The sequence below is a fragment of the Ruegeria sp. CDSC045 genome (assembly GCF_059610725.1).
In genome coordinates this window covers 347,819-371,445 of sequence record NZ_JBXWOE010000001.1, presented here as the reverse complement: position 1 = coordinate 371,445, position 23,627 = coordinate 347,819, and the positions used below count along the sequence as shown (strand labels likewise).

Sequence of the window (23,627 nt, the reverse complement as noted above, 5' to 3'; positions counted from 1 at the left end):
TGCGCGCCCCGCCCCGGCGCACTACATCTTGGGAAAGACTTTCAGGAGAAACCTACATGCCGATGAGCGCCCACGAGATTGAGAACCTGCTGCGCGACGCGTTTCCCGATGCGGACATTCAGGTCGGCGGCAGCGACGGCGTACATATGTCGGCCATGGTCGTGGATGAGAGCTTTCGTGGCAAAAACCGGGTGCAACAACAGCGAGCAGTTTATGCAGCCCTCAAAGGCAAGATGGACGGCCCGGATGGCGACTTGCACGCGCTGGCTCTGACGACGAAAGTGCCTGAGTGAGCACGACTTTCTGGATTTACGGGATTTGCTCTTTGGTGGCGCTGGTTGGGTGCATATTGGTTGTTCGATCAGCTTTTTTGCCCGGCACCAATAAGAAAGCTCGCGGAAGCGAACCCGGCCAAGGAGATCAACTAATAACTCATGGCGTGCATACGGGCGGCCCGGGCGGTGGACACCCGACTGTGGCGAGGGTGACCCGAGATCCGCAGCAATACGCTAAAGCCATGGCTCCAAAAAAATGAGTACATGGCTGGCTTGGATATCAGCAATCGCGGCTTTGATAGTTGCCGCCGCGCTGATCGAGGCCTATGTGAAGCGAAACAGAAAGCGTAAACTGGTCGACATGCGTCCAAACCCGGACAAAATCAGCAAGGTTGACGGCATCGAGAGATACGGGCTGAATCCGCTGGCCCTGGCGCAGGCCGAACACCGACGGCTGGAAAAGGAAGGATGGGTCGCCGCCCCATCACAGGATGAAACGACCGCCCCGGATGCGGATGACAAGGAAAAGTAACATGACCGACGTGAAAACCCAGATCGACGAGACCGTCAAAGCCAATGATGTGGTGCTATATATGAAAGGCACCAAGGAAATGCCGCAATGCGGATTCTCCTCGCGCGTGGCAGGCGTGCTGAACTACATGGGTGTAGAATTTGCTGACGTGAATGTACTGGCCGACGAGGGCTTGCGTCAGGGGATCAAGGACTATTCTGACTGGCCGACTGTTCCGCAACTCTATGTCAAAGGCGAGTTCGTAGGCGGATGCGACATCATCACCGAGATGACCCTGTCGGGCGAATTGGATACGCTGTTTGACGAAAACGGTGTCGGCTACAACAAGGAAGCCGCTGATAAAATCAGGGAAGCAAACGCCTGATCAGCGACTGACGCAATTTCCCAATAAGACCTGCTCGCTGGCGGCATCTGCACCTGTCGCCAGAAAGCTCACCGTGGCGTCCCAGCCTTTGGAGCGCAGGATGTAAGTGCCAGTTGTTCCGTCGGATTCATAGCGGATACCAGAGCCGCTCTGAGCTTGGTGCAAAGTCACCAGCTTATTGTCGACCATCATGGCTGCCGCGCTGGATCCATCCTCGGCATTGAAATAGGCAACCTCAAGAGGCACGCCGTTATCACAAGTAAATGTGACGGGCAGAATATCGATCCCAGCCCAGGAAACCTGCGCTGACACAGACATGAAAGTTGCAATAGCAATAGTACGCATATTTATCATTTCGTTGACTTTTCTTCTATGAATGCCGCCATTGCCTCGGCCCGAGCAGCCAATTCTGCCAAGGTGTCAGTGACCGAAGGTGGAACCACGGCAACTTCAATTCTTTCCGGCTCGGGCTGTGGCATGCTACGCAGGTTCCGAAGCTCGGCTTCGGCCTCCGCCAGCTTATTTTCCAGCGAGTTGATTTTGTCACCTGTGGCGGCGGCTTTGTCTGCCAACATCAATCCAGCCATCAAAAGCATCCGGGATTCAGGCATCCGACCGATCTGATCCGACAACACCTGCGCTTCATCATCCAGCAATTTTGCAGCAGCTTGCAGGAAAACCTCTTCGCCTTCCTGGCACGAAACCTCAAAGCCGCGCCCCCCGATTTGAATGGTCAATTCAGGCATTATTCCACCTCTCCTTCGGCCAGTTTCGCCTGAGACAGCAACGGTTCCAACCGGGCCAGCACGGCATGTGCTTCGGCCGCATCGGTGGCCTGCGCTGCGCGCGTTGCCTCAAGCTCGGCAGCTGTGGCACGGTTCAACAGATCCGCATCGGTCATTCCGTCTTCTGCAGCTGCGCGCAGCTCTTCGACCGACATTCGTAGTTGTTCGTTGGCTTTGCGCATGCGCTGCAGATCATCATCCAGACGCGACATCGCCGAGCCATGGCTACTGCGTTCGGCGCGCAGCATTTCTAACTCAGCGCTGAGTTCCGCCACGCGTTCACTATCCGCCAATTCCGAACGAAGACGGGCATTTTCGGCTTTCAGTTCTTCGACAACATCCTGATCTTCCAATGCTGCCTTTGCGCTTGCCAACTCGGCCCGTGCGGCTTCGACCGAGGTAAGCTGTGCCTTGGCATCGTCGAGTTGCTCGCGCAGCGCGGCACTTTCCTGACTATCGGACGGGGTATTACGCAAGCCTTCGATTTCTAGGCGCATGGCATCGACTTCGGAATCGTGCCTTTCTTTTAATGATCTGAGACGCTCTTCAAGTTGAGCATTCGCAACCCTCTCATCATCCAGAGCTACACGCAGAGTGTTATCTTCTCCACCGCTGCCTGCGCCAACTTCCGCCATTGTCGCAATGCCGGATCCAATCCGATCCATCGCGGCCACAATACGGCGTTGTAGTTCTTCGATCTGGCTCATGCCCCTGCCACCTTTTTATCAAGGTTCCTTGTTTCGCGAGGTTATCCGAATCAACCTTGTACGCGTCTTGGCCTAGTCTAACCCAATGGCATCGAAAATACCCACTGTTTGCTTTCAACGACTTGGGTCACATTCTTGATCCAGCAAAACCCTGCAGCACCCAGTTCTACTTGCACTTTGAGGGCTGAATGGTATTGAGCGGCCATCTGCCTGTAATCCAAAGGAACAACACCCGTGGACCTGACTGCGCTGCGCAATGCCAACCCCGAACACTGGGACAAAGCTGCGGCCATCCGCACATTGACCCTCGACGCCGTCGCCGCCGCCAATTCCGGCCATTCCGGTATGCCAATGGGCATGGCCGATGTCGCGACCGTACTGTTCGAAAAGCACCTGAAATTCGACGCCTCGGCCCCAAGCTGGCCCGACCGCGACCGGTTCATCCTGTCCGCCGGTCACGGCTCGATGCTGATCTATTCGCTGTTGTATCTCACTGGGAACGCTGACGTTACGCTGGAACAGATCAAGAATTTCCGTCAGCTGGGCGCAAAAACTGCAGGTCACCCCGAGAACTTCCTTGTCAACGGGATCGAAACCACAACCGGCCCGCTGGGTCAGGGGATCTCGAACGCTGTTGGTTTTGCCATGGCCGAGGAAATCCAGCGCGCTCATTACGGCAAGAAGATCGTAGACCACTATACATATGTCATCGCGGGCGATGGCTGCCTTATGGAAGGCGTTAGCCAAGAGGCCATCACGCTGGCCGGCCGTCACGAGCTGGGTAAGCTGATCGTGTTCTGGGACAACAACAACATCACCATCGACGGCACGGTCGACATAGCTGACCGGACCGATCAGGTGAAACGTTTTGCCGCCTCGGGCTGGCAGGTCATCGAGATTGATGGTCATGATCCGCAGGCCATCGACGAGGCCATCACCAAGGCGAAATCGTCAAACAAGCCGACCATGATCGCCTGTGAAAGCCATATTGCTTTGGGTCACGCCGCGCAGGATACCTCGAAAGGCCACGGCGCCCTGACCGATCAGGAACAGCTGAAAGCGGCCAAAGAGGCCTATGCCGCCCCGCATGGCGCCTTCGAAGTCCCGGCAAATGTCAAATCAGCCTGGGAAGCAATCGGTTCGCGCGGCGCAGCCGAGCGTTCTGCGTGGGAGGAGCGTTTCGCGCAGATCTCTGAACGCAAACAGGCCGAGTTCAACCGCTCTTATGCGTTCGAGGCACCCAAAAAGCTGGCCGGGGCCATCCGCTCGTTCAAAAAGCAGATGTCGGAAGATCAGCCCAAGTTGGCCACCCGTGCCTCGTCCGAGAAAGTTCTGAACGCGGTCAATCCGATCATGCCGGAAACTATTGGCGGCTCTGCTGACCTGACCGGTTCGAACAACACGAAATCGGCCGATATGGGCGTGTTCCTGCCGGAAAACCGCAAGGGTCGGTACATCCATTATGGTATCCGCGAACACGGCATGGCCGCCGCGATGAACGGTATGGCGCTGCATGGCGGCATCCGCCCCTATGGCGGTACCTTCATGGCGTTCACCGACTATGCGCGGCCCTCGATGCGGCTTGCAGCGCTGATGAAGATACCCACGGTCTTTGTGATGACCCATGACTCGATCGGTCTGGGCGAAGACGGCCCGACCCACCAGCCGGTCGAGCATCTGGCGATCTCACGCGCGACACCGAATACCTATGTTTTCCGCCCGGCGGATGCCGTTGAAACAGCGGAATCCTGGGAACTGGCGCTGACCTTCAAGGACAGCCCTTCGGTCTTGTCTCTGACCCGCCAAGGCGTGCCGACCGTACGCAAGGATCACAAAACCAAAAACCTGACTGCACAAGGCGGCTATGTTCTTGCCGAAGCCGAAGGCAAGCGTCAGGCAATCCTGATCGCAACCGGTTCGGAAGTGTCGCTGGCGATGGAAGCCAAGGCGATGCTCGAGGCCGAGGGCATTGGCACGCGCGTCGTGTCGATGCCATGCATGGAACTGTTCGCCGAGCAGGATGAAGCGTATCGCAAGCGGGTTCTGCCCGGTGGAGCCGTCCGTGTCGGCATCGAGGCCGCCGTCCGCGCCGGAGGCTGGGACCGCTGGCTGCTGGGGGAACGCGGCCGTGACGCCAAGGCGGGCTTCATCGGCATGTCGGGCTTTGGCGCGTCTGCGCCCGCTGATGAACTGTATAAACATTTCGGCATCACTGCAGAGGCCACAGTTGCAAAGGTCAAGGAATTGCTGGAGCTGTAATTCCCAATTTCAAACATCAAGCGAAGGGCGGCCATGCGCCGCCCTTTTCGTTTTCTGATTAATGCGTTTCAGATTTCCGAGACAAAATCGGCGCGACCACTTTGGTTGCAATCGGGATAAGCACGAACCCCCAGGCCAGTCCGAATATGCCATCCATCGTGGCTTTGGAAATCCACTCCACGGCACCTTCCCATTGCGCCGAAACCGCATGCCCGGCTGCATAGGCCATGTCATGGATTTGATGCCCCAACCAGCCAAAACCCAGAACCTCAAGCCCGTGAATGATGATCGAGCCGCCAACCCACAGCATCGCAGCTGTGCCGACAATCGACAGCACTTTCATGACAACCGGCATCGCCTTGACCAATCCACGCCCCAATCCTCGCCCGATCGGCGTTGGTGCGTTCTGCGCCAGGAAAAGGCCCACATCGTCCATCTTCACGATCAAGGCGACCGAGCCATAAACGGCCAGAGTCACACCTAGTCCAACAACGGCCAGCGTTGCCGCCTGCATCCAGATATTCGGTGCCTCGATGGCGGCCAGGGCAATTGTCATGATCTCGGCGGACAGGATGAAATCGGTTTTGATCGCACCCTTGACCTTCTGCTCTTCCAGATGGCCCGGGTCTTTGACCTTCATATCTTCGTCTATAACGTGGCTGCCATGAGGGAAAAGCAGGTGAAATATCTTTTCTGCCCCTTCGAAGCACAAATAGGACCCGCCAAGCATCAACAAGGGCGTTATCAACCAGGGTGCAAAATTGGCCAGCAACAAAGCGACTGGCAACAGCAGGATAATCTTGTTGAAAATCGAGCCGCGCGCAATGCGCCAGATGATCGGCAATTCCCGCGCCGGGGCAAAGCCCTGCACATATTTCGGAGTAACTGCTGCATCGTCGATGATCACGCCCGCAGTCTTGGCCCCGGCCTTGCCGGCGGCAGCGACCACATCGTCCACTGACGCCGCAGCAACCTTTGCTATGCCAGCAACATCATCCAACAGTGCCAACAAACCACTCATGCGTGTTTCCTCTCATCTCACCTGTCGCCAGGGGACCCTACCCGATCCGACGGCTAGCGCAAGCGTTAGCGCAACCGGCGAAGGTTTGCGCTAACACGTTAAGAATATGTCACTTTTGCCCTTTTGAGAAAGCGTCTGTGCCGCTATATGCCCCGCAGAGCAAGCGCATTTTTGGAGACGTCAGATGACCATCAAGGTCGGCATCAATGGATTTGGCCGTATCGGCCGCTGCACCCTGTCGCATATTGCGGCATCGGCCCGCAACGACATCGAAGTGATCAAGGTCAACGCGACCGGCCCATTGGAAACTACCGCCCACCTGCTGAAATACGACAGCATCCACGGCCGCTTTCCCCGCGATGTTTCGATCGAAGGCAACACCATGGATTTGGGCCGCGGCCCAATGGAGGTGTTCTCGACTTACGATATGAACGAGCTTGACTGGGAAGGTTGTGACGTCGTTTTGGAATGCACCGGAAAATTCAACGATGGCCTGAAAGCCAAAACGCATCTGGAACGCGGCGCTCAGAAGGTTCTTTTGTCTGCGCCAGGCAAGAATGTTGATAAAACCATTGTCTATGGCGTGAACCACAACAGCCTGGTTACTGAAGATAGAATGGTTTCGAATGGCTCTTGCACTACGAACTGCCTTGCTCCGCTTGCCAAGGTGCTGGACGAAGGTATCGGGATCGAACACGGTATCATGACTACGATCCATGCCTATACCGGCGACCAGCCGACACTGGATCGCCGTCATAGTGACCTGTATCGCGCGCGCGCTGCGGCAATGTCCATGATCCCAACTTCAACAGGTGCAGCCAAAGCTCTGGGCGAAGTTCTGCCGAACCTGAAGGGTCGTTTGGACGGCTCAGCTATCCGTGTACCAACACCAAACGTTTCTGCTGTCGACCTGACTTTCCATGCGGCGCGTGACGTGACTGTCGAAGATGTTAATGCCATCGTTCGTGAAGCATCACGGGGATCAATGCAGCGCGTCGTGGGCTATGAGCCTGCGCCGCTGGTCTCGACCGATTTCAATCATACCGAAGAAAGCTCGATTTTCGCACCAGACCAGACACGGGTCGTTAACAACCGCATGGTTCGTGTTCTGGCTTGGTATGACAACGAATGGGCCTTCTCGGTCCGTATGGCAGACGTCGCCGTTGCCATGGGACGGCTTAACTAAAACGCCGTAGAAATGTTGTACCTTTACACCCGCTCAGTTTATCTGGGCGGGTGTTTTCATTCGGGGCCAACATGACCAATCAAATTGCTATCTGGCTTGGCCTTCTAATACTTGGCTGTCTGCTAGTCGATTACGCAATGTTCGACTCTGAGAACCTGATCTTCCTGGGAAAGAAACTTTACACCTTCCTGGACTGGCTCGCCTTCTGGCGCTGACAGAGGTTTTTCTTGACTTTTTCCTTGATCTAGCTTTGTTAGCGCTAACTTTGCAATAACAGACACCCAGACGGAGCAGACCATGACACTCAAGTTGGCAATCAATGGATTTGGACGGATCGGGCGCGGTGTTTTGCGGGCCTTGATGGAATCTGGGCGGACCGACGTTCAGATCGTGGCCATAAACGATTTGGCCAAGCCCGAAATTAACGCGCATCTCTTTGAATTCGACAGTGTGCATGGACGTTATACAAAGCCCGTTTCCCTGACCGACGCCGGTTTGGATGTCGGTGCAGGCCCGATCCGCCTAACCAGCGAACGTGAGCCTGAGAAACTCGATTGGTCCGATATTGACGTTGTTCTCGAATGCACAGGCGTGTTCCGCACGCGCGAAGCCGCGGCGCGCCATTTTGACAACGGGGCCAAAAAAGTTTTGATTTCTGCTCCTGCCCGTGGGGATGGTGCGGTCAAAACCATCGTCTTCGGGGTAAATGACCATGAGCTGACCGTCGAGGATACGATCGTTTCGAACGCATCCTGCACGACCAACTGTTTGTCGCCCGTTGCTGCGGCGCTGGACGAGGGTTTGGGCATTGTCCACGGAAACATGACAACCGTTCATGCCTATACAGCCAGCCAACCAGTTCACGATACCGCCGGAAAAGACCCGTATCTGTCACGCGCGGCTGCGTTGTCGATGATTCCCACCACTACGGGGGCAGCCTCGGCCGTAGGTCTCGTATTGCCCCAGTTGGCAGGTAAATTGACTGGACAGGCAATCCGTGTTCCCACTCCGAACGTCTCGGTTGTGGATCTGGTGGCCGAAGTGTCGCGCCCAACAACCGAAGAAGAGGTCAACCAGTTGTTCATTGATGCCGCGGCCAATATTCCCGGTGTCCTGGCTGCGGAAAACCGCCCACTAGTGTCGATCGACTTCAATCACGACGCACACAGTTCGACCGTCTCTTTGGCTGAAACCAAGGTGACAGACGGCACGTTGGTCCGGGTGCTGGCCTGGTACGACAATGAATGGGGCTTTTCTAACCGGATGCTGGACACGGCGGCCGCGATGGGCGCGCTATCCTAGGCGCGCACGCAGCGCGTCATTTACGCGGGGCGTGACGAAATTCGACACGTCCCCGTTCAATCGCGCGATCTCTTTCACCAGTTTCGAAGCAATCGCCTGATGGCGGGCCTCAGCCATAAGGAACACCGTCTCGATCGAGTCGTCCAATGCGCGGTTCATACCGACCATCTGGAACTCATACTCGAAATCCGCAACAGCACGCAGGCCTCTGACAATGACCTGAGCACCTACGTCGCGGGCACAGTTGATAAGCAGGTTTTCAAAAGGATGGGCGACAATTTCAGTTCCGGTCTGTTCGGAAAGAAAGGAACATTCGGCTTCGATCATCTCGACCCGTTCTTCCAACGAAAATAACGGCCCCTTTTCCCGATTGATCGCCACCCCAATCACGAGCTTGTCAACCAGAGCAGCCGCGCGACGGATGATATCAATATGACCCAGGGTGATCGGATCAAATGTTCCGGGATACAATCCAACCCTCATTGCCGCCTCCTGCGCAACGAAATTTCTGCGCAAGCAAACATAACTTGGCTATGGGTGCAAGTAGTTGCGTCGCGTTTCTATGGGCTTAATGGCCCATGATCATGCCTTCCAATGCGTCTTTTTCCATTGCCAGTTCGGAAAGCTGTGCTTTTACAACGTCGCCTAGGGTAACAATGCCAACGAGGTTACCGTCCTCAACAACCGGCATATGGCGAAAGCGCCCTTCGGTCATCCGCGACATTATATCCTGGACAGTATCCTGTTGCGTCGCTGTCACCAGCTCGCGGGTCATATACGCGCTTACGGGTTTTGATAGGCATCCGCTGCCGCTTGCGGCCAGTTCGCGCACAATATCACGCTCTGATAAGATGCCTGATGCGGTCTTGCCGCCGTCTTCTGATACAACCACCGTTCCGATGCGCTTTTCCGCAAGGATTCCTGCAACCTCTGAAACTGTGCGCGAAGGAGCAACTGTCACCACGCCTCCGGTGGCTTTGGATTTCAGAATGGCCTGAACAAGCATTGACGTAACCTCCGAAATAACTTCGTGTTTTCCAAAGCGTTGCCGGAATGAAATAGCCTGTCAAGGTGAAGCTTCAGCCTCAAGCCGCTCAACTTCATCGCGAATCCCTTGGGACAGGGCCTGCGCGAATCGATTCAGCCGCTCGTTTCGTTGGTCACCTTGATGTCGGACCAGATGAAAACTGCGTGTCAAACTCACTTGATCAACCAATATTTTCTTCAACTTCGGGTGAAATGGCAGTGTGAAATCATGCGCAATGCAGATCCCTGATCCCTGCGAAACCTGCCGCAGTTGGACAGAGACCGAATTCGAGGCCAGCGCGACTCGGTCAACACCCAGATCGACCAGATAGTCCAGTTCGCGGTCGAATATCATATCAGGTATGTATCCGATCATACGATGCCCCCCTAACGTGCTGATGGAATAAACCGCAGGGTGATCGGCAAGGTATTCCTGCGTTGCGACAAGATGAAGTTTGTAATCGGTAATTTTCTGTACAAGCAGTTTTCCAGCGGTCGGTGCACTAACGGTCACGGCCATATCGGCTTCACGGCGCGAAAGGTTGATGACGCGCGGCAAGGCCAGAATTTGTATGTCCAGATTGGGATTGGCGTCACAAATCTTGCCACACACCTGCGGCAACAAGTAGTTCGCACACCCGTCCGGTGCGCCGATCCGGATTTGCCCGCTCAACCTCTCAGATGGTTCTGCCATGGCGCCTGCCGCAGCGCGCATCGCCTCTTCGGCTTTTAGACCGTGGTCCATCAAACGCTCACCAGCTGAGGTCAGCACATATCCCTGCTGCGATTTGGTGAACAGCGGCGCATCCAGAGACGCTTCCAACCGCGCAACACGGCGTCCGACCGTAGCCGGGTCAATCCGAAGTAATCGTCCCGCCGCCGAAAGGCTTTCTTCGCGGGCTACGGCCAGAAAGACCCTCATATCATCCCAATTAGGTGTCACGCTTCACCTTTGCAATTTTGCAAAACACCTTTGGGACATTGCCTCTGTTCAAGCCATTTATGCAAGCCTATTCTGCGCGCAGACCTTCGGAGGAATTCGCAATGAACGAACTGTCCCATTTCATCAACGGTGAGAATGTCGCCGGCACGTCCGGCCGATATGATGACGTGTTCAACCCCGCTACCGGCGAGGTACAGTACAAATGCCCGATGGCAAGTGCTGCCGAGACCACAGCAGCCATTGCTAGCGCCGCAGCCGCACAACCGGCCTGGGGTGCAACGAACCCGCAAAAACGCGGGCGCGTGATGATGGCGATGGTTCACCTGATGAACCGCGACATGGACAAGCTGGCCGAAGCGCTCAGCCGCGAGCACGGCAAGACGATCCCTGACGCGAAAGGCGATCTGCAGCGCGGTCTGGAAGTGATCGAATACTGCATCGGTGCGCCGCAGATGTTGAAAGGCGAATTCACCGACAGTGCGGGCCCAGGCATCGACATGTATTCTATGCGCCAGCCTTTAGGGGTTGTGGCCTCGATCATGCCGTTCAACTTCCCGGCCATGATGCCTCTGTGGCATGTGGGCCCTGCCCTGGCCTGTGGCAACGCTGTTGTTCTGAAACCGTCCGAACGCGATCCCTCAGTGCCTTTGATGCTGGCGGAACTGTTCGTTGAGGCTGGTTTGCCCAAAGGTGTGTTCCAGGTGGTCAATGGCGACAAAGAGGCCGTGGACACGCTGTTGGACAGCGAGATCATTCAGGGCGTTTCCTTTGTAGGCTCGACCCCAATCGCGCAGTACATCTATTCGCGCGCCACGGCCAACGGCAAACGCGCGCAGTGTTTCGGCGGCGCCAAGAACCACATGATCGTCATGCCCGACGCCGATCTTGACCAGGCAGCAGATGCCCTGGTTGGCGCCGGTTTCGGCGCGGCCGGCGAACGCTGCATGGCCGTATCGGTTGCCGTCCCGGTCGGAGAGGATACCGCCGACGCGCTGATCGAAAAGCTTATTCCGCGTATCGAGAAACTGAAGGTCGGCCCCTACACCGCTGGGGATGATGTCGACATGGGGCCCGTCGTGACCGGTGCCGCCAAGGAACGCATTCTGGGCCTGATCAGCTCGGGCGTGGAACAGGGCGCCAAACTGGTTGTCGATAACCGTGACTTTAGCCTGCAAGGCTATGAGGACGGTTTCTTCGTCGGCCCGCATCTGTTCGACCACGTGACGCCCGAAATGGACATCTATAAGCAAGAGATCTTTGGCCCGGTTCTGTCGACCGTCCGCGCCGGGTCCTACGAAGAGGCGATTGGCCTGGCCATGGACCACGAATACGGCAACGGCACCGCGATCTTTACCCGTGACGGCGACACCGCGCGTGATTTTGCCAGCCGGATCAATATTGGCATGGTCGGTATCAACGTTCCGATCCCGGTTCCGTTGGCCTATCACACCTTTGGCGGTTGGAAGAAATCCATGTTCGGTGACCTGAACCAGCATGGTGCGGATAGCTTCAAATTCTATACACGCACAAAAACGGTCACCGCGCGTTGGCCTTCAGGCATCAAAGAAGGCGGCGAGTTCAACTTCAAAGCCATGGACTGATCCAAACGAAAGCGGCGGATCCACACAGCCCGGCCACCACTGGCCGGGCTTTTTTCAATACACGGCCAAGTTTCGCTTGTGATGTTCGCTTCACAATAAATTCACTCAACACTCCCTAGGAAATCTGATCAGCAAAACATAAGTTACACGCAGTTTCGCGCGAGCAGTTCCTGAACCGGAGGCCAATTTGTCAGATCCCCGCATGACCCGTCGCTCTGCATTGTTAGGTGCAGCGTCTCTGTTGATGACACCTGCACTGGTGCGCGCACAAAGCAGCGCCGATGCTTTCCCGCTTGACGAAGAGGCGATCAGCACACAGCTAGCTGTGCGGCGGAATGTCTCTTCATTCTCGCACCAGAATTGGCAGGATCACTTCGATGAGTTAGGTGTCGGCTGCCTGCTGGCAGATATCACAAGCCGCGCTGTACACTATTGGGGGGCTGACGGGACGTACAAACTGTACCCCAGCTCAGTCCCTATGAGCGAAGAACTCACAAGGCGTGGTTATACCGAAGTAGTACGCAAGCGCGAAAACCCAAGCTGGACCCCGACCGCCTCAATGCGCGAGCGCGACCCGAACCTGCCCATCCGAATAGAAGGTGGCGAGTCCGGAAATCCGCTGGGTACGCGGGCGATGTATCTGGGCTGGCCAGCATATCTGGTGCACGGCACGCACGATACACGCAAGATTGGTCGCCAAAGTTCTTCTGGATGTATTGGCCTTTATAATCAGCATGTTGAAGAGTTATATCCGCTGGTTCAGGTTGGCACCAAGGTCAGATTGGTCTGACAGAATTCCCCGGCCATAACGGCCGGGGTTTTTGCTTGATCACGGTGGTTGCCAATTATTCCGGCAGGATCACCGCATCGACGACGTGGATCACGCCATTGCTGGCCTCGATATCGGCCTGTACAACCTTGGCGCCATTCACTTTGACGCCGTTTTTACCATTCACACTCAGGCGATCACCCTGCACGGTCAGAACTTTGGCGCGCTTGCCAGCGATGTCACCTGACATGACCTTTGCAGGAACCACGTGATAGGTCAGGATTGCGACCAGTTGGTCTTTGTTCTCGGGCAGTAGCAGCGATTCCACCGTCCCTTCGGGCAGTGCGGCAAAGGCCTCATCCGTGGGGGCAAAAACGGTGAACGGACCGTCCCCTTTCAGCGTATCGACCAGACCCGCCGCTTGAACCGCCGCGACCAGAGTGGTGAATGATCCGGCAGATACGGCGGTATCCACGATATCGGCGGCCTTCGCTTGAACCGGCAAGGTAAGTGCGATTGCGGCGGCGGCGCTCAGGAAAGTACGGCGAAACATATTTGAGATCTCCTATCCAGGTTGTTATGGAAAGGGGTACGGGCGTTTCGCTGCACCGGATCAATTTGGTGTCAGATTTATTTGACCTGAACCCAAATACTTTGAGCGCGCCCATCTTTCAAAAACGGTAGCGCTTCGACCGCATCTTGGCGATCCTGTTGCAAGAAGTATCCAGGCCAAAGCATTGAATATGCACTAGATTGCAACAATGCATGCAACATATATTGCTCGCCCCATCCCGGGCAGTCATAGAAGAACCGCTTGGGGTATTCGTAGGGTAGAAAAACATCGTGCACATGGATCACAACGCCCGGTTTTAAGGCCGGTATGATGCGACAGAACAGATGCGCGACATCATTGCTCATCCGGACAACATGGCTGGAATCGATGAACAGGATGTCACCCGCTTCAAGCTGTTCGAAGAGGGCTGGATCGACCTCTTCCAACCGTTTCTGTTCGAATTGATCGACTACATGCGCGATGTCCGCGCGCGGATAGGGATCAATCGCGGTGATTTGCGTCTGCAGCCCGCCATCCAATACAGCCTGCCGTGTCACGCGCGTTGAATTACCGCAGCCAACCTCAATCACCCGCTTGGGTTTGAAACGACGGACCATAAGATACAACGCATCCGCATCTGGGCTGTCATAATACCCGTTGCCGATCCTATACCCGGTTTGATTGCGGGACGGATCTTTCAATGCAGCCAAAGCGGCGGCATGTTCACCATATTCGGCTACCAGCTGCGATATGTCGAAATCGGCCATTCCCGGTGACAACGAATAAGCCGGACGGGTCAGCCCGCCTGCCCTTTCGAACGCCTCTAGCCGGGCGCGTTCGTCCCGTTCGGTAACCTTGTCGATTAGCTTGACGCCAAACCGGTCGAGAACGGCGTTTAGCCGGGGGAATTTCCTGGGTTTCACACAAAGGCTCCGGGGTTCGTCTGAACTTTGACCCGTTCCTTACCGCTGCTTGCCCAAAGACCGCAAGGACTCTGCCGGTAAACACTTGGCAAAAAGCGTATTTCCGTATTCACTGTTTCGCATAAAGCTAGAAAGAGGGCCGCCATGCAGCAGGAATACACGCTGGGCATTGAGGAAGAGTATCTTCTGGTCGACCGCGACAGCCTTGAACTTGCCCAAGCACCCGCTGCACTGATGGAAGCCTGCCAGGCCGATTTTCAGGGCCAGGTCAGCCCTGAGTTTCTGCAGTGCCAGATCGAGGTTGGCACCCGCCCCCATGCGACGATCCGCACGGCCCGAGAAGATTTGAAACGCCTGAGGGCGGGTGTGGCAGATCGGTCCGCCGAATACAATCTGGCCCCGATTGCTGTGTCCTGCCACCCCTTTGCGGACTGGAAGAAACAGCACCACACGCGCCGAGAGCGCTATGATGCCTTGCAGCATGCCCTGGGCGGTGTCGCGCGACGGATGCTGATCTGCGGGATGCATGTGCATGTCGGTGTTGAAGAACCATCCTTGCGGGCCGACCTGATGCCGCAGCTTTCCTATTTCCTGCCGCATCTGTTGGCGCTGTCCACATCCTCGCCCTATTGGAACGGAGAGGATACCGGCCTGTCTTCCTATCGCCTGACTGTATTCGACAACCTGCCCCGCACCGGATTACCACCGGTTCTGGCCAGCTGGTCGGAATATGAACGTACGACAGGCATTCTGGTCGAACTTGGCGTGATCGAGGATACCTCGAAAATCTGGTGGGATTTGCGCCCCTCGCATCGCTTTCCAACGCTTGAAACACGCATCATGGACGTGCAGCCGAGGTTGGAACACACATTGTCGCTGGCCGCCATGGTGCAGGCGCTGGTTCGAATGTTGTGCCGTCTGAAAGACCGCAATTTGCGTTGGCGGCAATATGACAGGTTCCTGATTGGTGAAAACCGGTGGCGGGCGCAGCGTTACGGTGTCGGCGAAGGCATGATTGATTTCGGGGATCGATCCATCAAGCCCATGCCGGAACTTATGGGTGAACTGATGGGGATGCTGGCCGAAGATGCCGAAGCACTGGGCACCATGACTGAACTTGCCCGGCTACAGCAAATCGCACAAAACGGCACATCTGCCACGCGGCAACGACGTGTTCACGCCGAAGCGACGGCCAAAGGTGCGGATGCAGGCAGGGCTGTGGTTCAGCATCTGATCGAAGAATTCCATCAGGATTTATGACCTGCCTCAAAGTATGATCTAATCGTTTTCGCAATATCCCTGTCAGGAATTGCTGGGCGTGCAAAATTTCTGTAAGAATCAGGAAATAAACACTCGTTCAATTCATCCGGCGACGTGGGAGGAAACCAATGGATTTTGCACCAACCGAAGAGCAAACTGCTATCTTCGATATGGCCTATGAGTTCGGGCAGGAGCATATCGCACCCTTCGCCCGTCAATGGGAAGCAGATGGCACTATTCCCAAAGACCTTTGGCCCCGTGTAGGAGAGCTTGGTTTTGGCGGTCTCTATGTGTCCGAAGATAGTGGCGGTTCCGGTCTTAGTAGGCTGGATGCGACGATGGTGTTCGAGGCCCTTTCGATGGCTTGTCCTTCAGTCGCGGCCTTCCTGACGATCCACAACATGTGCGCCAAGATGTTGGACACATTTGCCGCGGATGAGCTGAAATCGCGGATCATGCCGGATATTCTTAACCTGAACACAGTCCTCAGCTACTGCCTGACCGAACCCGGATCAGGCTCGGACGCCGCCGCGCTGAAAACTCGCGCCGAACGCACGAACGAAGGTTATACGCTGAACGGAACAAAGGCCTTCATCTCGGGCGGCGGATACTCAGATGCTTATGTCTGTATGGTGCGCACCGGACAGGATGGCCCCAAAGGGATTTCAACTCTGTATGTCGAAGATGGCACTCCAGGTCTTAGCTTTGGCGCGCTTGAACAAAAGATGGGCTGGAAAAGCCAACCAACGGCGCAGGTTCAGTTTGACGACTGCAAAGTTCCGGCGGGCAATCTTGTGGGTACAGAAGGTGACGGATTCAAATATGCGATGATGGGCCTGGATGGCGGTCGCTTGAATATTGCCTCATGTTCTTTGGGGGCGGCACAAGCAGGTCTGAACATGACGCTTCAGTATATGTCCGAGCGTCAGGCATTCGGGAAGTCGATTGATCAGTTTCAAGCGCTGCAGTTCAGGCTTGCGGATATGGAAATAGAATTGCAGGCGGCCCGGACGTTCTTGCGTCAGGCAGCCTGGAAACTGGACACGGGCGCACCGGACGCCACCAAGTTTTGTGCAATGGCCAAGAAATTCGTGACTGAAACCGGATCAAAAGTGGTCGACCAATGCCTGCAACTGCACGGCGGTTATGGGTATCTCGCCGATTACGGTATCGAAAAGCTTGTCCGCGACTTGCGCGTTCATCAAATTCTGGAAGGCACAAACGAGATCATGCGCGTCATTGTTTCTCGTCAGATGCTTGCCCAACGCTGAGACCCCGATGTCAGATATTGAAATTCACACTACCGGCCGCGCTGGACGCATCACTCTGACACGCCCCAAGTCTTTGAACGCGCTGAGTTATGACATGTGCATGGCGATAGATACGGCCATGCGCAACTGGCGCGAGGACGAGTCAGTTGACCTGATCATACTGGACGCCGTTGGCGATAAAGCATTTTGCGCCGGGGGAGATATCGCAGAGCTTTATGATACCGGGTGCAAAGGCGACTTTGCCTATGGGCAGACTTTCTGGCGCGATGAATACAGGCTGAATGCACTGATTTTCGAATACCCCAAGCCCGTGGTCAGTTTCCTACAAGGGTTTACTATGGGTGGCGGCGTCGGAATTGGGTGCCATGGAAGCCACCGCATAGTCGGTGAAACATCTCAGATTGCCCTGCCCGAGTGCTCTATCGGTTTGGTGCCGGATGTTGGTGGCTCTCTGATGCTCGCGCTGGCTCCGGGTCGACTGGGAGAATACTTGGGCACAACAGGTCACCGAATGGGCCCTGCGGACGCCATTTATGCGGGCTTTGCCGACCATTTTATCCCCATTGAAGAATGGCCCGGCCTGATCGAACTGCTCGAAGCTTCCGGGAACACAGACCTGTTGGTCGAGCATTCCCAGACGCCACCCACAGGTAACCTTGAAAAGGTCCAGGCGGAAATCGACGTGCTTTTCAATGGCGAGGGGTTGAACGACATCCTCAACGCGTTGCGCTTCTCCGAAACCCCGTTCTCTGACGCGGCGCAAAAGTTGATGGGCCGCAACTCTCCACTATCGGTGGCTTGTACCATTGAAATGATTCATCGGCTTAAGGCGCTGGATCTGTCGATCCGAAAAGCCCTGGAGATGGAGTACCGTTTTACGGCGCGCGCCATGGAACACGGAGATTTTCTGGAAGGTATCCGCGCGCAGATCATAGACAAGGATCGCTCTCCTAATTGGCGTCACCATGGCAAACCTGTTCCCGCCGTGGATATTTCCGCAATGCTGCGGCCCCTGGGCAGCGTCGCCCTGACATTCGAGGAGGATTAAAGAATGAAAATCGGGTTTATCGGCCTTGGAAACATGGGCAATCCAATGGCAGTCAATCTTGCCAATGCCGGGCATGAAGTCGCTGGGTTTGATATGGCCGAGGTGTCGGTTTCCGGTGTTACTTTGACTGGGTCAGGGGCCGACGCTGCAAAAGACGCAGACATCGTCATCACCATGCTTCCGAATGGCCAGATACTTCGATCCGTCGCAAATGAGATCATTCCAGCGATGAATGAAGGGGCCGTCTGGGTCGATTGTTCGACAGTGGATGTCGACAGCGCTCGAGCTGTTGCCGATATGGCATTGGCTGCGGGAGTTTTGGCCGTCGACGCGCCCGTCTCGGGCGGTATCGGAGGCGCCTCGGCTGGGACGCTGACATTCATGGCAGGTGGAAGCGCCGAGGCATTCGAAAAAGCCCGGCCCTTGTTCGACATCATGGGGCAAAAGGCAGTGCATTGCGGAGACGCGGGCGCGGGTCAGGCGGCCAAGATCTGCAACAACATGATTTTGGGCGTCACCATGATTGCAACCTGCGAGGCCTTCGCGCTGGCCGACAAGTTGGGGCTGGACCGGCAGAAAATGTTCGACGTTGTCAGCACCTCCTCGGGCTATAGCTGGACGATGAACGCATACTGCCCTGCCCCAGGCATCGGCCCGCAAAGCCCGGCCGACAATGGTTATCAACCCGGCTTTGCCGCCGAACTGATGTTGAAAGACCTGCGCCTCAGTCAGCAGGCGGCGGAAAGCACGGATGCCGACACCCCAATGGGGATGATGGCGACCGAGCTGTATCAGCAATTCGTCGAAAGCGAAGATGGGCTGGGGCTGGACTTCTCGGCCATGCTTCCGCGATTTGAAAAGCGCGGTCGGAACTAGGATGCCCTTGGGCGGCTTCCTGCCCATAGGGTTGACCCCTTTCCTGCCGATGTCCATCTAATGGAGAGGTTCAGCATCGATTCTTGGGGCTACGATGACGCATAATTTGGTCAAAGCGCTTACTGTTCTTGCTCTGGTCGTGACCCCGGTGGCGGCCATGGCCGGTAACGGGAAGGGAAACGGCAAGAACAAGAATAGCAATAAGGTCATCCGCATTGCGCCTCAGGGCGGTATTGTTGCAACTGGAAACGCCGTCCACTGCCCGCCGGGGCTGGCCAAGAAAAACGTACCCTGTGTCCCTCCGGGACAGGCCAAAAAGCTGTACAGAAATGGCGAGTTTATCAATGGCGACTATCGCTGGATTGATGATCCGTTTCGGTATGGGCTGAATAGGGGAAGCTATGTCCGCGCAGGCGACTACGTGTATCGAGTCGACCCAAATACACGCAAAGTTCTGAACCTGATCGGCGCGGTTGCAGACATCCTGAACTGACAAGCGCGGCCTGAATTCAAGCGGGCGAAAACCAACCTCAGTCGATTTGAGAAAGTAAGCAGGCTCGGGCATTTTCCGGCCTGTTTAAAATTTTGACGCGATCTAACATCACCATAAACCTCGCTATTTCGCGGTTTTATTATGAATACTGAATACGTGCTATTTGAACTCCGCGGCCCATGGAACGTACCGATACATTTCAGCCAAAGCCTTATTTTTCTGGTTTTGATCGTTGTTGGAATTAACGCCGATCCGGTCAACCTGCCCTATGCGCTCGCCTTCGTGGCGATTCTGTTGATTTCGATTCTTCTGCACGAGTTGGGCCACGCATGGGGCTGTCTTGTGCAGGGCGTGCCCGTCAATCGAGTCGTCCTTTATGGGGGCGGCGGATTCTGCGAACATCGCCGGTCGACCTCGGCATATGAAGACGAATTGATTGTGGCCATGGGGCCGATTGTGAACCTGACCCTGTGGACCGTGTGTTCATTGCTGGAACCGTTTCCAACTCGTCCGAAATTGGCTGGGTTCTGGTGGTGAGGGTAGAGCTAAACCTGTGGCTGGCGTGTTTAACATGCTGCCCCTGATGCCGCTGGATGGGGGGCGTCTGCTCTTTGCTTTGCTCACGCGCATTATGTCGGCGAACTCAGCCGCGCGTGTTTCCGGGATTATTGGGCTGGTTGGCGTTCTGCTATGGATCCCGATGATGATTTTTGCCCATGTCAGCTTCGGCTTCGGCTTCGTGTTACTGTTCTTTCCGCCAATACTGCGCCACTGGCAGACGCTGCGATACGCCAGATACTGAAGTTGCCGCGACGGAGGTTATTCCGCCGCGACCCGCTCGGGGTTCAGCAACTGTTTCAAATACCTGCCCGTATGGCTGCGTTCCACAGCAACAACATCTTCGGGCGTTCCCGTGGCGACAATTTCACCACCACCGTCACCGCCTTCTGGCCCGATATCAATGATGTGGTCGGCCGTTTTGACAACATCCAGATTGTGTTCAATCACAACAACCGTGTTACCCTGATCAACCAATTCATGCAGCACTTCCAACAGCTTGCGGACGTCTTCGAAATGAAGACCGGTCGTCGGCTCATCCAGAATGTAAAGCGTCCGACCAGTTGAGCGTTTGGAGAGTTCCTTTGACAGCTTCACCCGCTGCGCTTCACCGCCCGACAGGGTCGTCGCCTGTTGCCCGACCTTGATATACCCCAGACCGACCCGCGCCAGCGCGTCCATCTTATCGCGGATCGACGGCACGGCTTTGAAGAACTCTTGTGCATCTTCCACTGTCATATCAAGGACATCCGCGATGGACTTGCCTTTGAACTTGATCTCGAGCGTTTCCCGATTGTACCGCGCGCCTTTGCAGGTTTCGCAGGTTACATAGACATCGGGCAGAAAGTGCATTTCGATCTTGATGACGCCGTCGCCCTGACAAGCCTCGCACCGACCGCCCTTGACGTTAAAGCTGAACCGGCCAGGCTTGTACCCTCGCGCCTTGGACTCGGGCAGACCGGCGAACCAGTCACGGATCGGCGTGAACGCCCCCGTATACGTGGCCGGGTTCGAGCGTGGTGTACGCCCGATGGGCCGCTGGTCGATGTCGATCACCTTATCCAGATGCTCGAGCCCCTTGATCGTCTCGCACGGCGCAGGTGTCTGCCGCGCGCCGTTCAGCCGCATCGAGGCTGTCTTGAATAGGGTTTCAATCGTCAGGGTCGATTTGCCACCGCCGGATACGCCGGTCACACAGACGAACTTGCCCAGAGGGAAATCAGCGGTCACTTTCTTCAGATTGTTCCCGGTGGCCTTGACCACAGTCACTTTCTTTTTGTTCCCCTTCCGCCGCTCGGACGGCACCGGGATTTCGCGGGTGCCTGACAGGTATTGGCCGGTGATCGAGGCTGCATCGGTCGCGATCTCGGACGGGGTACCATGGCTAACCACCTGCCCACCATGCACACCCGCACCCGGACCGATGTCAAAGACATAGTCGGCCTCGCGGATGGCTTCCTCGTCATGTTCTACGACGATGACCGTGTTCCCCTGATCCCTCAGGTTTTTGAGAGTACCCAGCAAGCGGTCATTGTCGCGCTGATGCAACCCGATCGAAGGTTCGTCCAGTACATACAACACCCCGGTCAGACCCGAACCGATCTGGCTGGCCAGACGGATACGCTGACTTTCCCCGCCCGAAAGCGTTCCACTTGAACGTGACAGCGTAAGGTATTCCAAACCAACGTTATTCAGGAACCCAAGCCGCTCACGAATCTCCTTGAGTATCACCCGCGCGATTTCATTTTTCTGAGCACTCAGATGGTTTGGTGCATCCTCAACCCACGCCAGCGCCTCGCGGATCGACATCTGCACAACCTGCCCGACATGCAATCCGGCGATCTTGACGGCCAGCGCCTCGGCCCGCAGTCGATAGCCTTCGCAACTGCCGCAGGACCGGTTGTTTTGATAGCGTTCGAATTCTTCGCGTATCCAGGCGCTGTCAGTCTCGCGATAGCGGCGCTCCATATTCGGGATAACGCCTTCGAAACTGCGGGTTACCTGATATACCCGGCCACCCTCGTCATAGCGGAACTGGATTTCTTCCTCACCCGACCCGCGCAGGAAAACCTGCTGCACCTTTTCGGGCAAATCTTTCCACGGCGTGTTTTTGTCGAACTCATAATGTCGCGCGATGGCTTCGATAGTCTGCAGAAAATACGGCGACTTACCTTTGCGCCACGGAGCCAAGGCGCCGTCATACAGTTTCAGTGTCTGGTCCGGAACGACAAGGCGTTCATCAAAGAACAGCTCGACACCCAGCCCGTCGCAATCCTGACAGGCCCCAAAGGGTGCATTGAAGGAAAACAAGCGCGGTTCAATCTCGGGGATGGTGAAGCCACTGACAGGACAGGCAAAATTCTCGCTGAACGTAATCCGTTCCGAGTCGCCTTCACGCGGTGCGGTTTCCAAAATCGCAATGCCATCGGCCAAATCAAGCGCCGTGCGCAAGCTGTCCGCCAACCGCGTTTCCATACCTTCGCGCACGACCAACCGGTCGACCACAACGTCGATGTCATGGCGGAATTTCTTGTCCAGTGTCGGCGGCTCGTCCAGCTCATGAAACGCGCCATCAACCTTGACGCGTTGAAACCCCTGCTTGCGCAGCTCCAGAAACTCTTTCTTATACTCGCCCTTTCGGTCCCGAACGATCGGGGCCAGGAGATACCCTCGCGTGCCCTCCTCCATCGTCATGATCCGGTCGACCATATCCTGCACCTGCTGGGCTTCGATCGGCTTGCCCGTGGCAGGGCTGAACGGTGTACCAGCGCGGGCAAACAGCAGGCGCAGATAGTCGTAAATCTCGGTCACGGTTCCCACGGTAGACCGTGGGTTCTTTGAGGTCGTCTTCTGTTCGATGGAAATAGCCGGAGATAGACCACTGATATGGTCCACATCTGGCTTTTCCATCATATCCAGAAATTGCCGGGCATAGGCCGACAGGCTTTCGACATACCGGCGCTGCCCTTCCGCATAGATCGTGTCAAAGGCAAGCGACGACTTGCCCGAGCCTGACAGACCAGTGATGACCACAAGCTGGTCACGCGGAATATCCACGTCAATGCCTTTGAGGTTATGTTCGCGCGCGCCGCGCACCTCGATATTCTTCAGCTCAGCCATGTTTGGCCCCCAACACATAAGTGTCCTAGAGATAAGCGAGCCACACTGAGTCTCCAACAGAAAAGTTAGAACAAAATGTGAACGAGAGAGATGTTGCCGCCACCTACTGACAACAAAACCAATAGAGTCACCCGGTAAACGGTATGATTTCTGAAAACTAGTGGAAAATGGCGCGGTTGACGGGGCTCGAACCCGCGACCCCCGGCGTGACAGGCCGGTACTCTAACCAGCTGAGCTACAACCGCGCATCTATTTCGTGGCCTTTACCCTGGACCAAGGATGGCAGCGATGGCGCGGTTGACGGGGCTCGAACCCGCGACCCCCGGCGTGACAGGCCGGTACTCTAACCAACTGAGCTACAACCGCCCGCTGCCCGTTCGTTGCTGAACGTTGGGGTGTATTATGGCCACGCCCGGACATCGTCAAGCGGCGAATTGAAGTTTTTTCTCAGAACGTAATTTTTGTTAGAGATGTTTTCTCGTCACACGACGAATGGCCAAACAGAAACCAGCCGATAATTCACAACCCGCTGCCTTTGGCCAGACAAAAATATTCTGAAACCTTGAGCAGCAAATCACCTGGAATGGGTCCGCTAGATCCAGATCTCAGGACAGCCCCCAAACTCTTCCCAAAGCTTATTCTGGCATAAACCCAAAGTGAACAGTCATATCAACTTGCTGGCAGAGAGTTACCCAAAGCTTGCCGCGTTCTGCCTCATTTCAACCACAAATGGTCTGCAAGACGATTACAAACAC

At 55.9% G+C, this 23,627-nt stretch carries 26 protein-coding genes and 2 tRNA genes; 16 read left to right on the top strand and 12 right to left on the bottom strand.

The annotated features are described in order from the left end of the window. Positions 1 to 56 precede the first annotated feature (56 nt). The 3 genes from AC2FH6_RS01850 (at position 57) to grxD (ending at position 1,171) form a co-directional block, all read left to right on the top strand. Positions 57 to 293 carry a BolA/IbaG family iron-sulfur metabolism protein gene (locus tag AC2FH6_RS01850; RefSeq protein ID WP_142634001.1) on the top strand — a complete coding sequence of 79 codons (237 nt, stop codon included), beginning with the start codon at positions 57 to 59 and terminating at the stop codon, positions 291 to 293. A 238-nt stretch (positions 294 to 531) separates the two neighbouring features. Then, positions 532 to 807: a hypothetical protein gene (locus AC2FH6_RS01845; protein WP_282021284.1), complete on the top strand. Its 276-nt coding sequence runs from the start codon at positions 532 to 534 to the stop codon at positions 805 to 807. A 1-nt stretch (position 808) separates the two neighbouring features. Beyond that, a complete protein-coding gene (gene grxD, locus AC2FH6_RS01840; RefSeq protein ID WP_142634005.1) occupies positions 809 to 1,171 on the top strand; it encodes a Grx4 family monothiol glutaredoxin in 363 nt (120 codons plus the stop codon). Here grxD and AC2FH6_RS01835 read toward each other — a convergent pair whose 3' ends face one another. From AC2FH6_RS01835 to AC2FH6_RS01825, 3 genes are read right to left on the bottom strand one after another with little or no spacing between them, the layout of a single operon-like run. Then, positions 1,172 to 1,516 carry an MliC family protein gene (locus AC2FH6_RS01835; RefSeq protein ID WP_496691294.1) on the bottom strand — a complete coding sequence of 115 codons (345 nt, stop codon included), beginning with the start codon at positions 1,514 to 1,516 and terminating at the stop codon, positions 1,172 to 1,174. Between the two features lie 5 nt (positions 1,517 to 1,521). Further along, the gene (locus tag AC2FH6_RS01830; RefSeq protein ID WP_281994664.1) at positions 1,522 to 1,917 is read right to left on the bottom strand and encodes a cell division protein ZapA; all 396 of its coding nucleotides are present in this window, start codon (positions 1,915 to 1,917) and stop codon (positions 1,522 to 1,524) included. After that, a complete protein-coding gene (locus tag AC2FH6_RS01825) occupies positions 1,917 to 2,663 on the bottom strand; it encodes a hypothetical protein (protein ID WP_496700948.1) in 747 nt (248 codons plus the stop codon). Before AC2FH6_RS01825 ends, AC2FH6_RS01830 begins: the two co-directional genes overlap by 1 nt. 234 nt (positions 2,664 to 2,897) lie before the next feature. On the opposite strand from AC2FH6_RS01825, the gene tkt reads away from it, so the two are divergent. Further along, entirely contained in the window at positions 2,898 to 4,922 is a 2,025-nt protein-coding gene (gene tkt / locus AC2FH6_RS01820) for a transketolase (protein WP_496700235.1), read from the top strand. Positions 4,923 to 4,980: 58 nt separating this feature from the next. Here the strand turns inward: tkt and AC2FH6_RS01815 are convergent, their stop codons facing one another. Next, on the bottom strand, positions 4,981 to 5,943 hold the full coding sequence (locus tag AC2FH6_RS01815; RefSeq protein ID WP_496691297.1) for a DUF808 domain-containing protein: 963 nt from the start codon (positions 5,941 to 5,943) through the stop codon (positions 4,981 to 4,983). 184 nt (positions 5,944 to 6,127) lie between these two features. On the opposite strand from AC2FH6_RS01815, the gene gap (AC2FH6_RS01810) reads away from it, so the two are divergent. From gap (AC2FH6_RS01810) to gap (AC2FH6_RS01800), 3 genes are all read left to right on the top strand, one after another. Beyond that, a complete protein-coding gene (gene gap / locus AC2FH6_RS01810; RefSeq protein WP_142634017.1) occupies positions 6,128 to 7,129 on the top strand; it encodes a type I glyceraldehyde-3-phosphate dehydrogenase in 1,002 nt (333 codons plus the stop codon). Between the two features lie 71 nt (positions 7,130 to 7,200). Next, positions 7,201 to 7,344 carry a hypothetical protein gene (locus tag AC2FH6_RS01805; RefSeq protein WP_496679620.1) on the top strand — a complete coding sequence of 48 codons (144 nt, stop codon included), beginning with the start codon at positions 7,201 to 7,203 and terminating at the stop codon, positions 7,342 to 7,344. Positions 7,345 to 7,426: 82 nt separating this feature from the next. After that, a complete protein-coding gene (gap, locus tag AC2FH6_RS01800) occupies positions 7,427 to 8,431 on the top strand; it encodes a type I glyceraldehyde-3-phosphate dehydrogenase (protein ID WP_281994667.1) in 1,005 nt (334 codons plus the stop codon). On the opposite strand, the gene coaD is transcribed toward gap (AC2FH6_RS01800), so the two are convergent. The 3 genes from coaD to AC2FH6_RS01785 all read right to left on the bottom strand — a co-directional run bounded on the left by coaD (position 8,423) and on the right by AC2FH6_RS01785 (position 10,400). Next, a complete protein-coding gene (gene coaD, locus AC2FH6_RS01795) occupies positions 8,423 to 8,914 on the bottom strand; it encodes a pantetheine-phosphate adenylyltransferase (protein WP_142634021.1) in 492 nt (163 codons plus the stop codon). The two genes, gap (AC2FH6_RS01800) and coaD, sit on opposite strands and share 9 nt — an antisense overlap. Positions 8,915 to 8,999: 85 nt before the next feature. Further along, positions 9,000 to 9,437 carry a CBS domain-containing protein gene (locus tag AC2FH6_RS01790; RefSeq protein ID WP_142634023.1) on the bottom strand — a complete coding sequence of 146 codons (438 nt, stop codon included), beginning with the start codon at positions 9,435 to 9,437 and terminating at the stop codon, positions 9,000 to 9,002. A 60-nt stretch (positions 9,438 to 9,497) separates the two neighbouring features. Then, the gene (locus AC2FH6_RS01785) at positions 9,498 to 10,400 is read right to left on the bottom strand and encodes a LysR family transcriptional regulator (RefSeq protein ID WP_496700946.1); all 903 of its coding nucleotides are present in this window, start codon (positions 10,398 to 10,400) and stop codon (positions 9,498 to 9,500) included. Between the two features lie 101 nt (positions 10,401 to 10,501). Here AC2FH6_RS01785 and AC2FH6_RS01780 point away from each other — a divergent pair, with 101 nt between their 5' ends. Both AC2FH6_RS01780 and AC2FH6_RS01775 read left to right on the top strand, forming a co-directional pair. Next, positions 10,502 to 12,001: a CoA-acylating methylmalonate-semialdehyde dehydrogenase gene (locus AC2FH6_RS01780; RefSeq protein WP_142634027.1), complete on the top strand. Its 1,500-nt coding sequence runs from the start codon at positions 10,502 to 10,504 to the stop codon at positions 11,999 to 12,001. 202 nt (positions 12,002 to 12,203) lie between these two features. After that, positions 12,204 to 12,791 carry a L,D-transpeptidase gene (locus tag AC2FH6_RS01775; RefSeq protein ID WP_185956612.1) on the top strand — a complete coding sequence of 196 codons (588 nt, stop codon included), beginning with the start codon at positions 12,204 to 12,206 and terminating at the stop codon, positions 12,789 to 12,791. Between the two features lie 55 nt (positions 12,792 to 12,846). On the opposite strand, the gene AC2FH6_RS01770 is transcribed toward AC2FH6_RS01775, so the two are convergent. Continuing rightward, entirely contained in the window at positions 12,847 to 13,323 is a 477-nt protein-coding gene (locus tag AC2FH6_RS01770) for a fasciclin domain-containing protein (protein WP_496695341.1), read from the bottom strand. 77 nt (positions 13,324 to 13,400) lie between these two features. Continuing rightward, entirely contained in the window at positions 13,401 to 14,246 is an 846-nt protein-coding gene (locus AC2FH6_RS01765) for a class I SAM-dependent methyltransferase (RefSeq protein ID WP_496700943.1), read from the bottom strand. Between the two features lie 144 nt (positions 14,247 to 14,390). Here AC2FH6_RS01765 and AC2FH6_RS01760 point away from each other — a divergent pair, with 144 nt between their 5' ends. The 7 genes from AC2FH6_RS01760 to AC2FH6_RS01730 all read left to right on the top strand — a co-directional run bounded on the left by AC2FH6_RS01760 (position 14,391) and on the right by AC2FH6_RS01730 (position 19,996). Next, the gene (locus AC2FH6_RS01760) at positions 14,391 to 15,506 is read left to right on the top strand and encodes a carboxylate-amine ligase (protein WP_142634035.1); all 1,116 of its coding nucleotides are present in this window, start codon (positions 14,391 to 14,393) and stop codon (positions 15,504 to 15,506) included. Between the two features lie 128 nt (positions 15,507 to 15,634). Next, complete coding sequence (locus AC2FH6_RS01755) at positions 15,635 to 16,777, top strand: acyl-CoA dehydrogenase family protein (protein ID WP_142634037.1); 1,143 nt, start codon at positions 15,635 to 15,637, stop codon at positions 16,775 to 16,777. 7 nt (positions 16,778 to 16,784) lie between these two features. Next, a complete protein-coding gene (locus tag AC2FH6_RS01750; protein WP_496700941.1) occupies positions 16,785 to 17,825 on the top strand; it encodes an enoyl-CoA hydratase/isomerase family protein in 1,041 nt (346 codons plus the stop codon). Between the two features lie 3 nt (positions 17,826 to 17,828). Further along, positions 17,829 to 18,701 (top strand): 3-hydroxyisobutyrate dehydrogenase, encoded by an 873-nt coding sequence (gene mmsB, locus AC2FH6_RS01745; protein WP_496700233.1) that lies wholly within the window; start codon positions 17,829 to 17,831, stop codon positions 18,699 to 18,701. Positions 18,702 to 18,795: 94 nt separating this feature from the next. Continuing rightward, entirely contained in the window at positions 18,796 to 19,194 is a 399-nt protein-coding gene (locus AC2FH6_RS01740; RefSeq protein WP_496691303.1) for a hypothetical protein, read from the top strand. 141 nt (positions 19,195 to 19,335) lie between these two features. Next, positions 19,336 to 19,731: a site-2 protease family protein gene (locus tag AC2FH6_RS01735; protein ID WP_496700939.1), complete on the top strand. Its 396-nt coding sequence runs from the start codon at positions 19,336 to 19,338 to the stop codon at positions 19,729 to 19,731. A gap of 34 nt (positions 19,732 to 19,765) precedes the next feature. After that, a complete protein-coding gene (locus AC2FH6_RS01730; protein WP_496700937.1) occupies positions 19,766 to 19,996 on the top strand; it encodes a hypothetical protein in 231 nt (76 codons plus the stop codon). 17 nt (positions 19,997 to 20,013) lie between these two features. Here AC2FH6_RS01730 and uvrA read toward each other — a convergent pair whose 3' ends face one another. The 3 genes from uvrA to AC2FH6_RS01715 all read right to left on the bottom strand — a co-directional run bounded on the left by uvrA (position 20,014) and on the right by AC2FH6_RS01715 (position 23,238). Next, positions 20,014 to 22,872: an excinuclease ABC subunit UvrA gene (uvrA, locus tag AC2FH6_RS01725; RefSeq protein WP_496700935.1), complete on the bottom strand. Its 2,859-nt coding sequence runs from the start codon at positions 22,870 to 22,872 to the stop codon at positions 20,014 to 20,016. A gap of 168 nt (positions 22,873 to 23,040) precedes the next feature. Then, positions 23,041 to 23,117: transfer RNA gene (locus AC2FH6_RS01720), tRNA-Asp, on the bottom strand. 44 nt (positions 23,118 to 23,161) lie between these two features. Beyond that, positions 23,162 to 23,238: transfer RNA gene (locus AC2FH6_RS01715), tRNA-Asp, on the bottom strand. Positions 23,239 to 23,627: the final 389 nt, after the last annotated feature.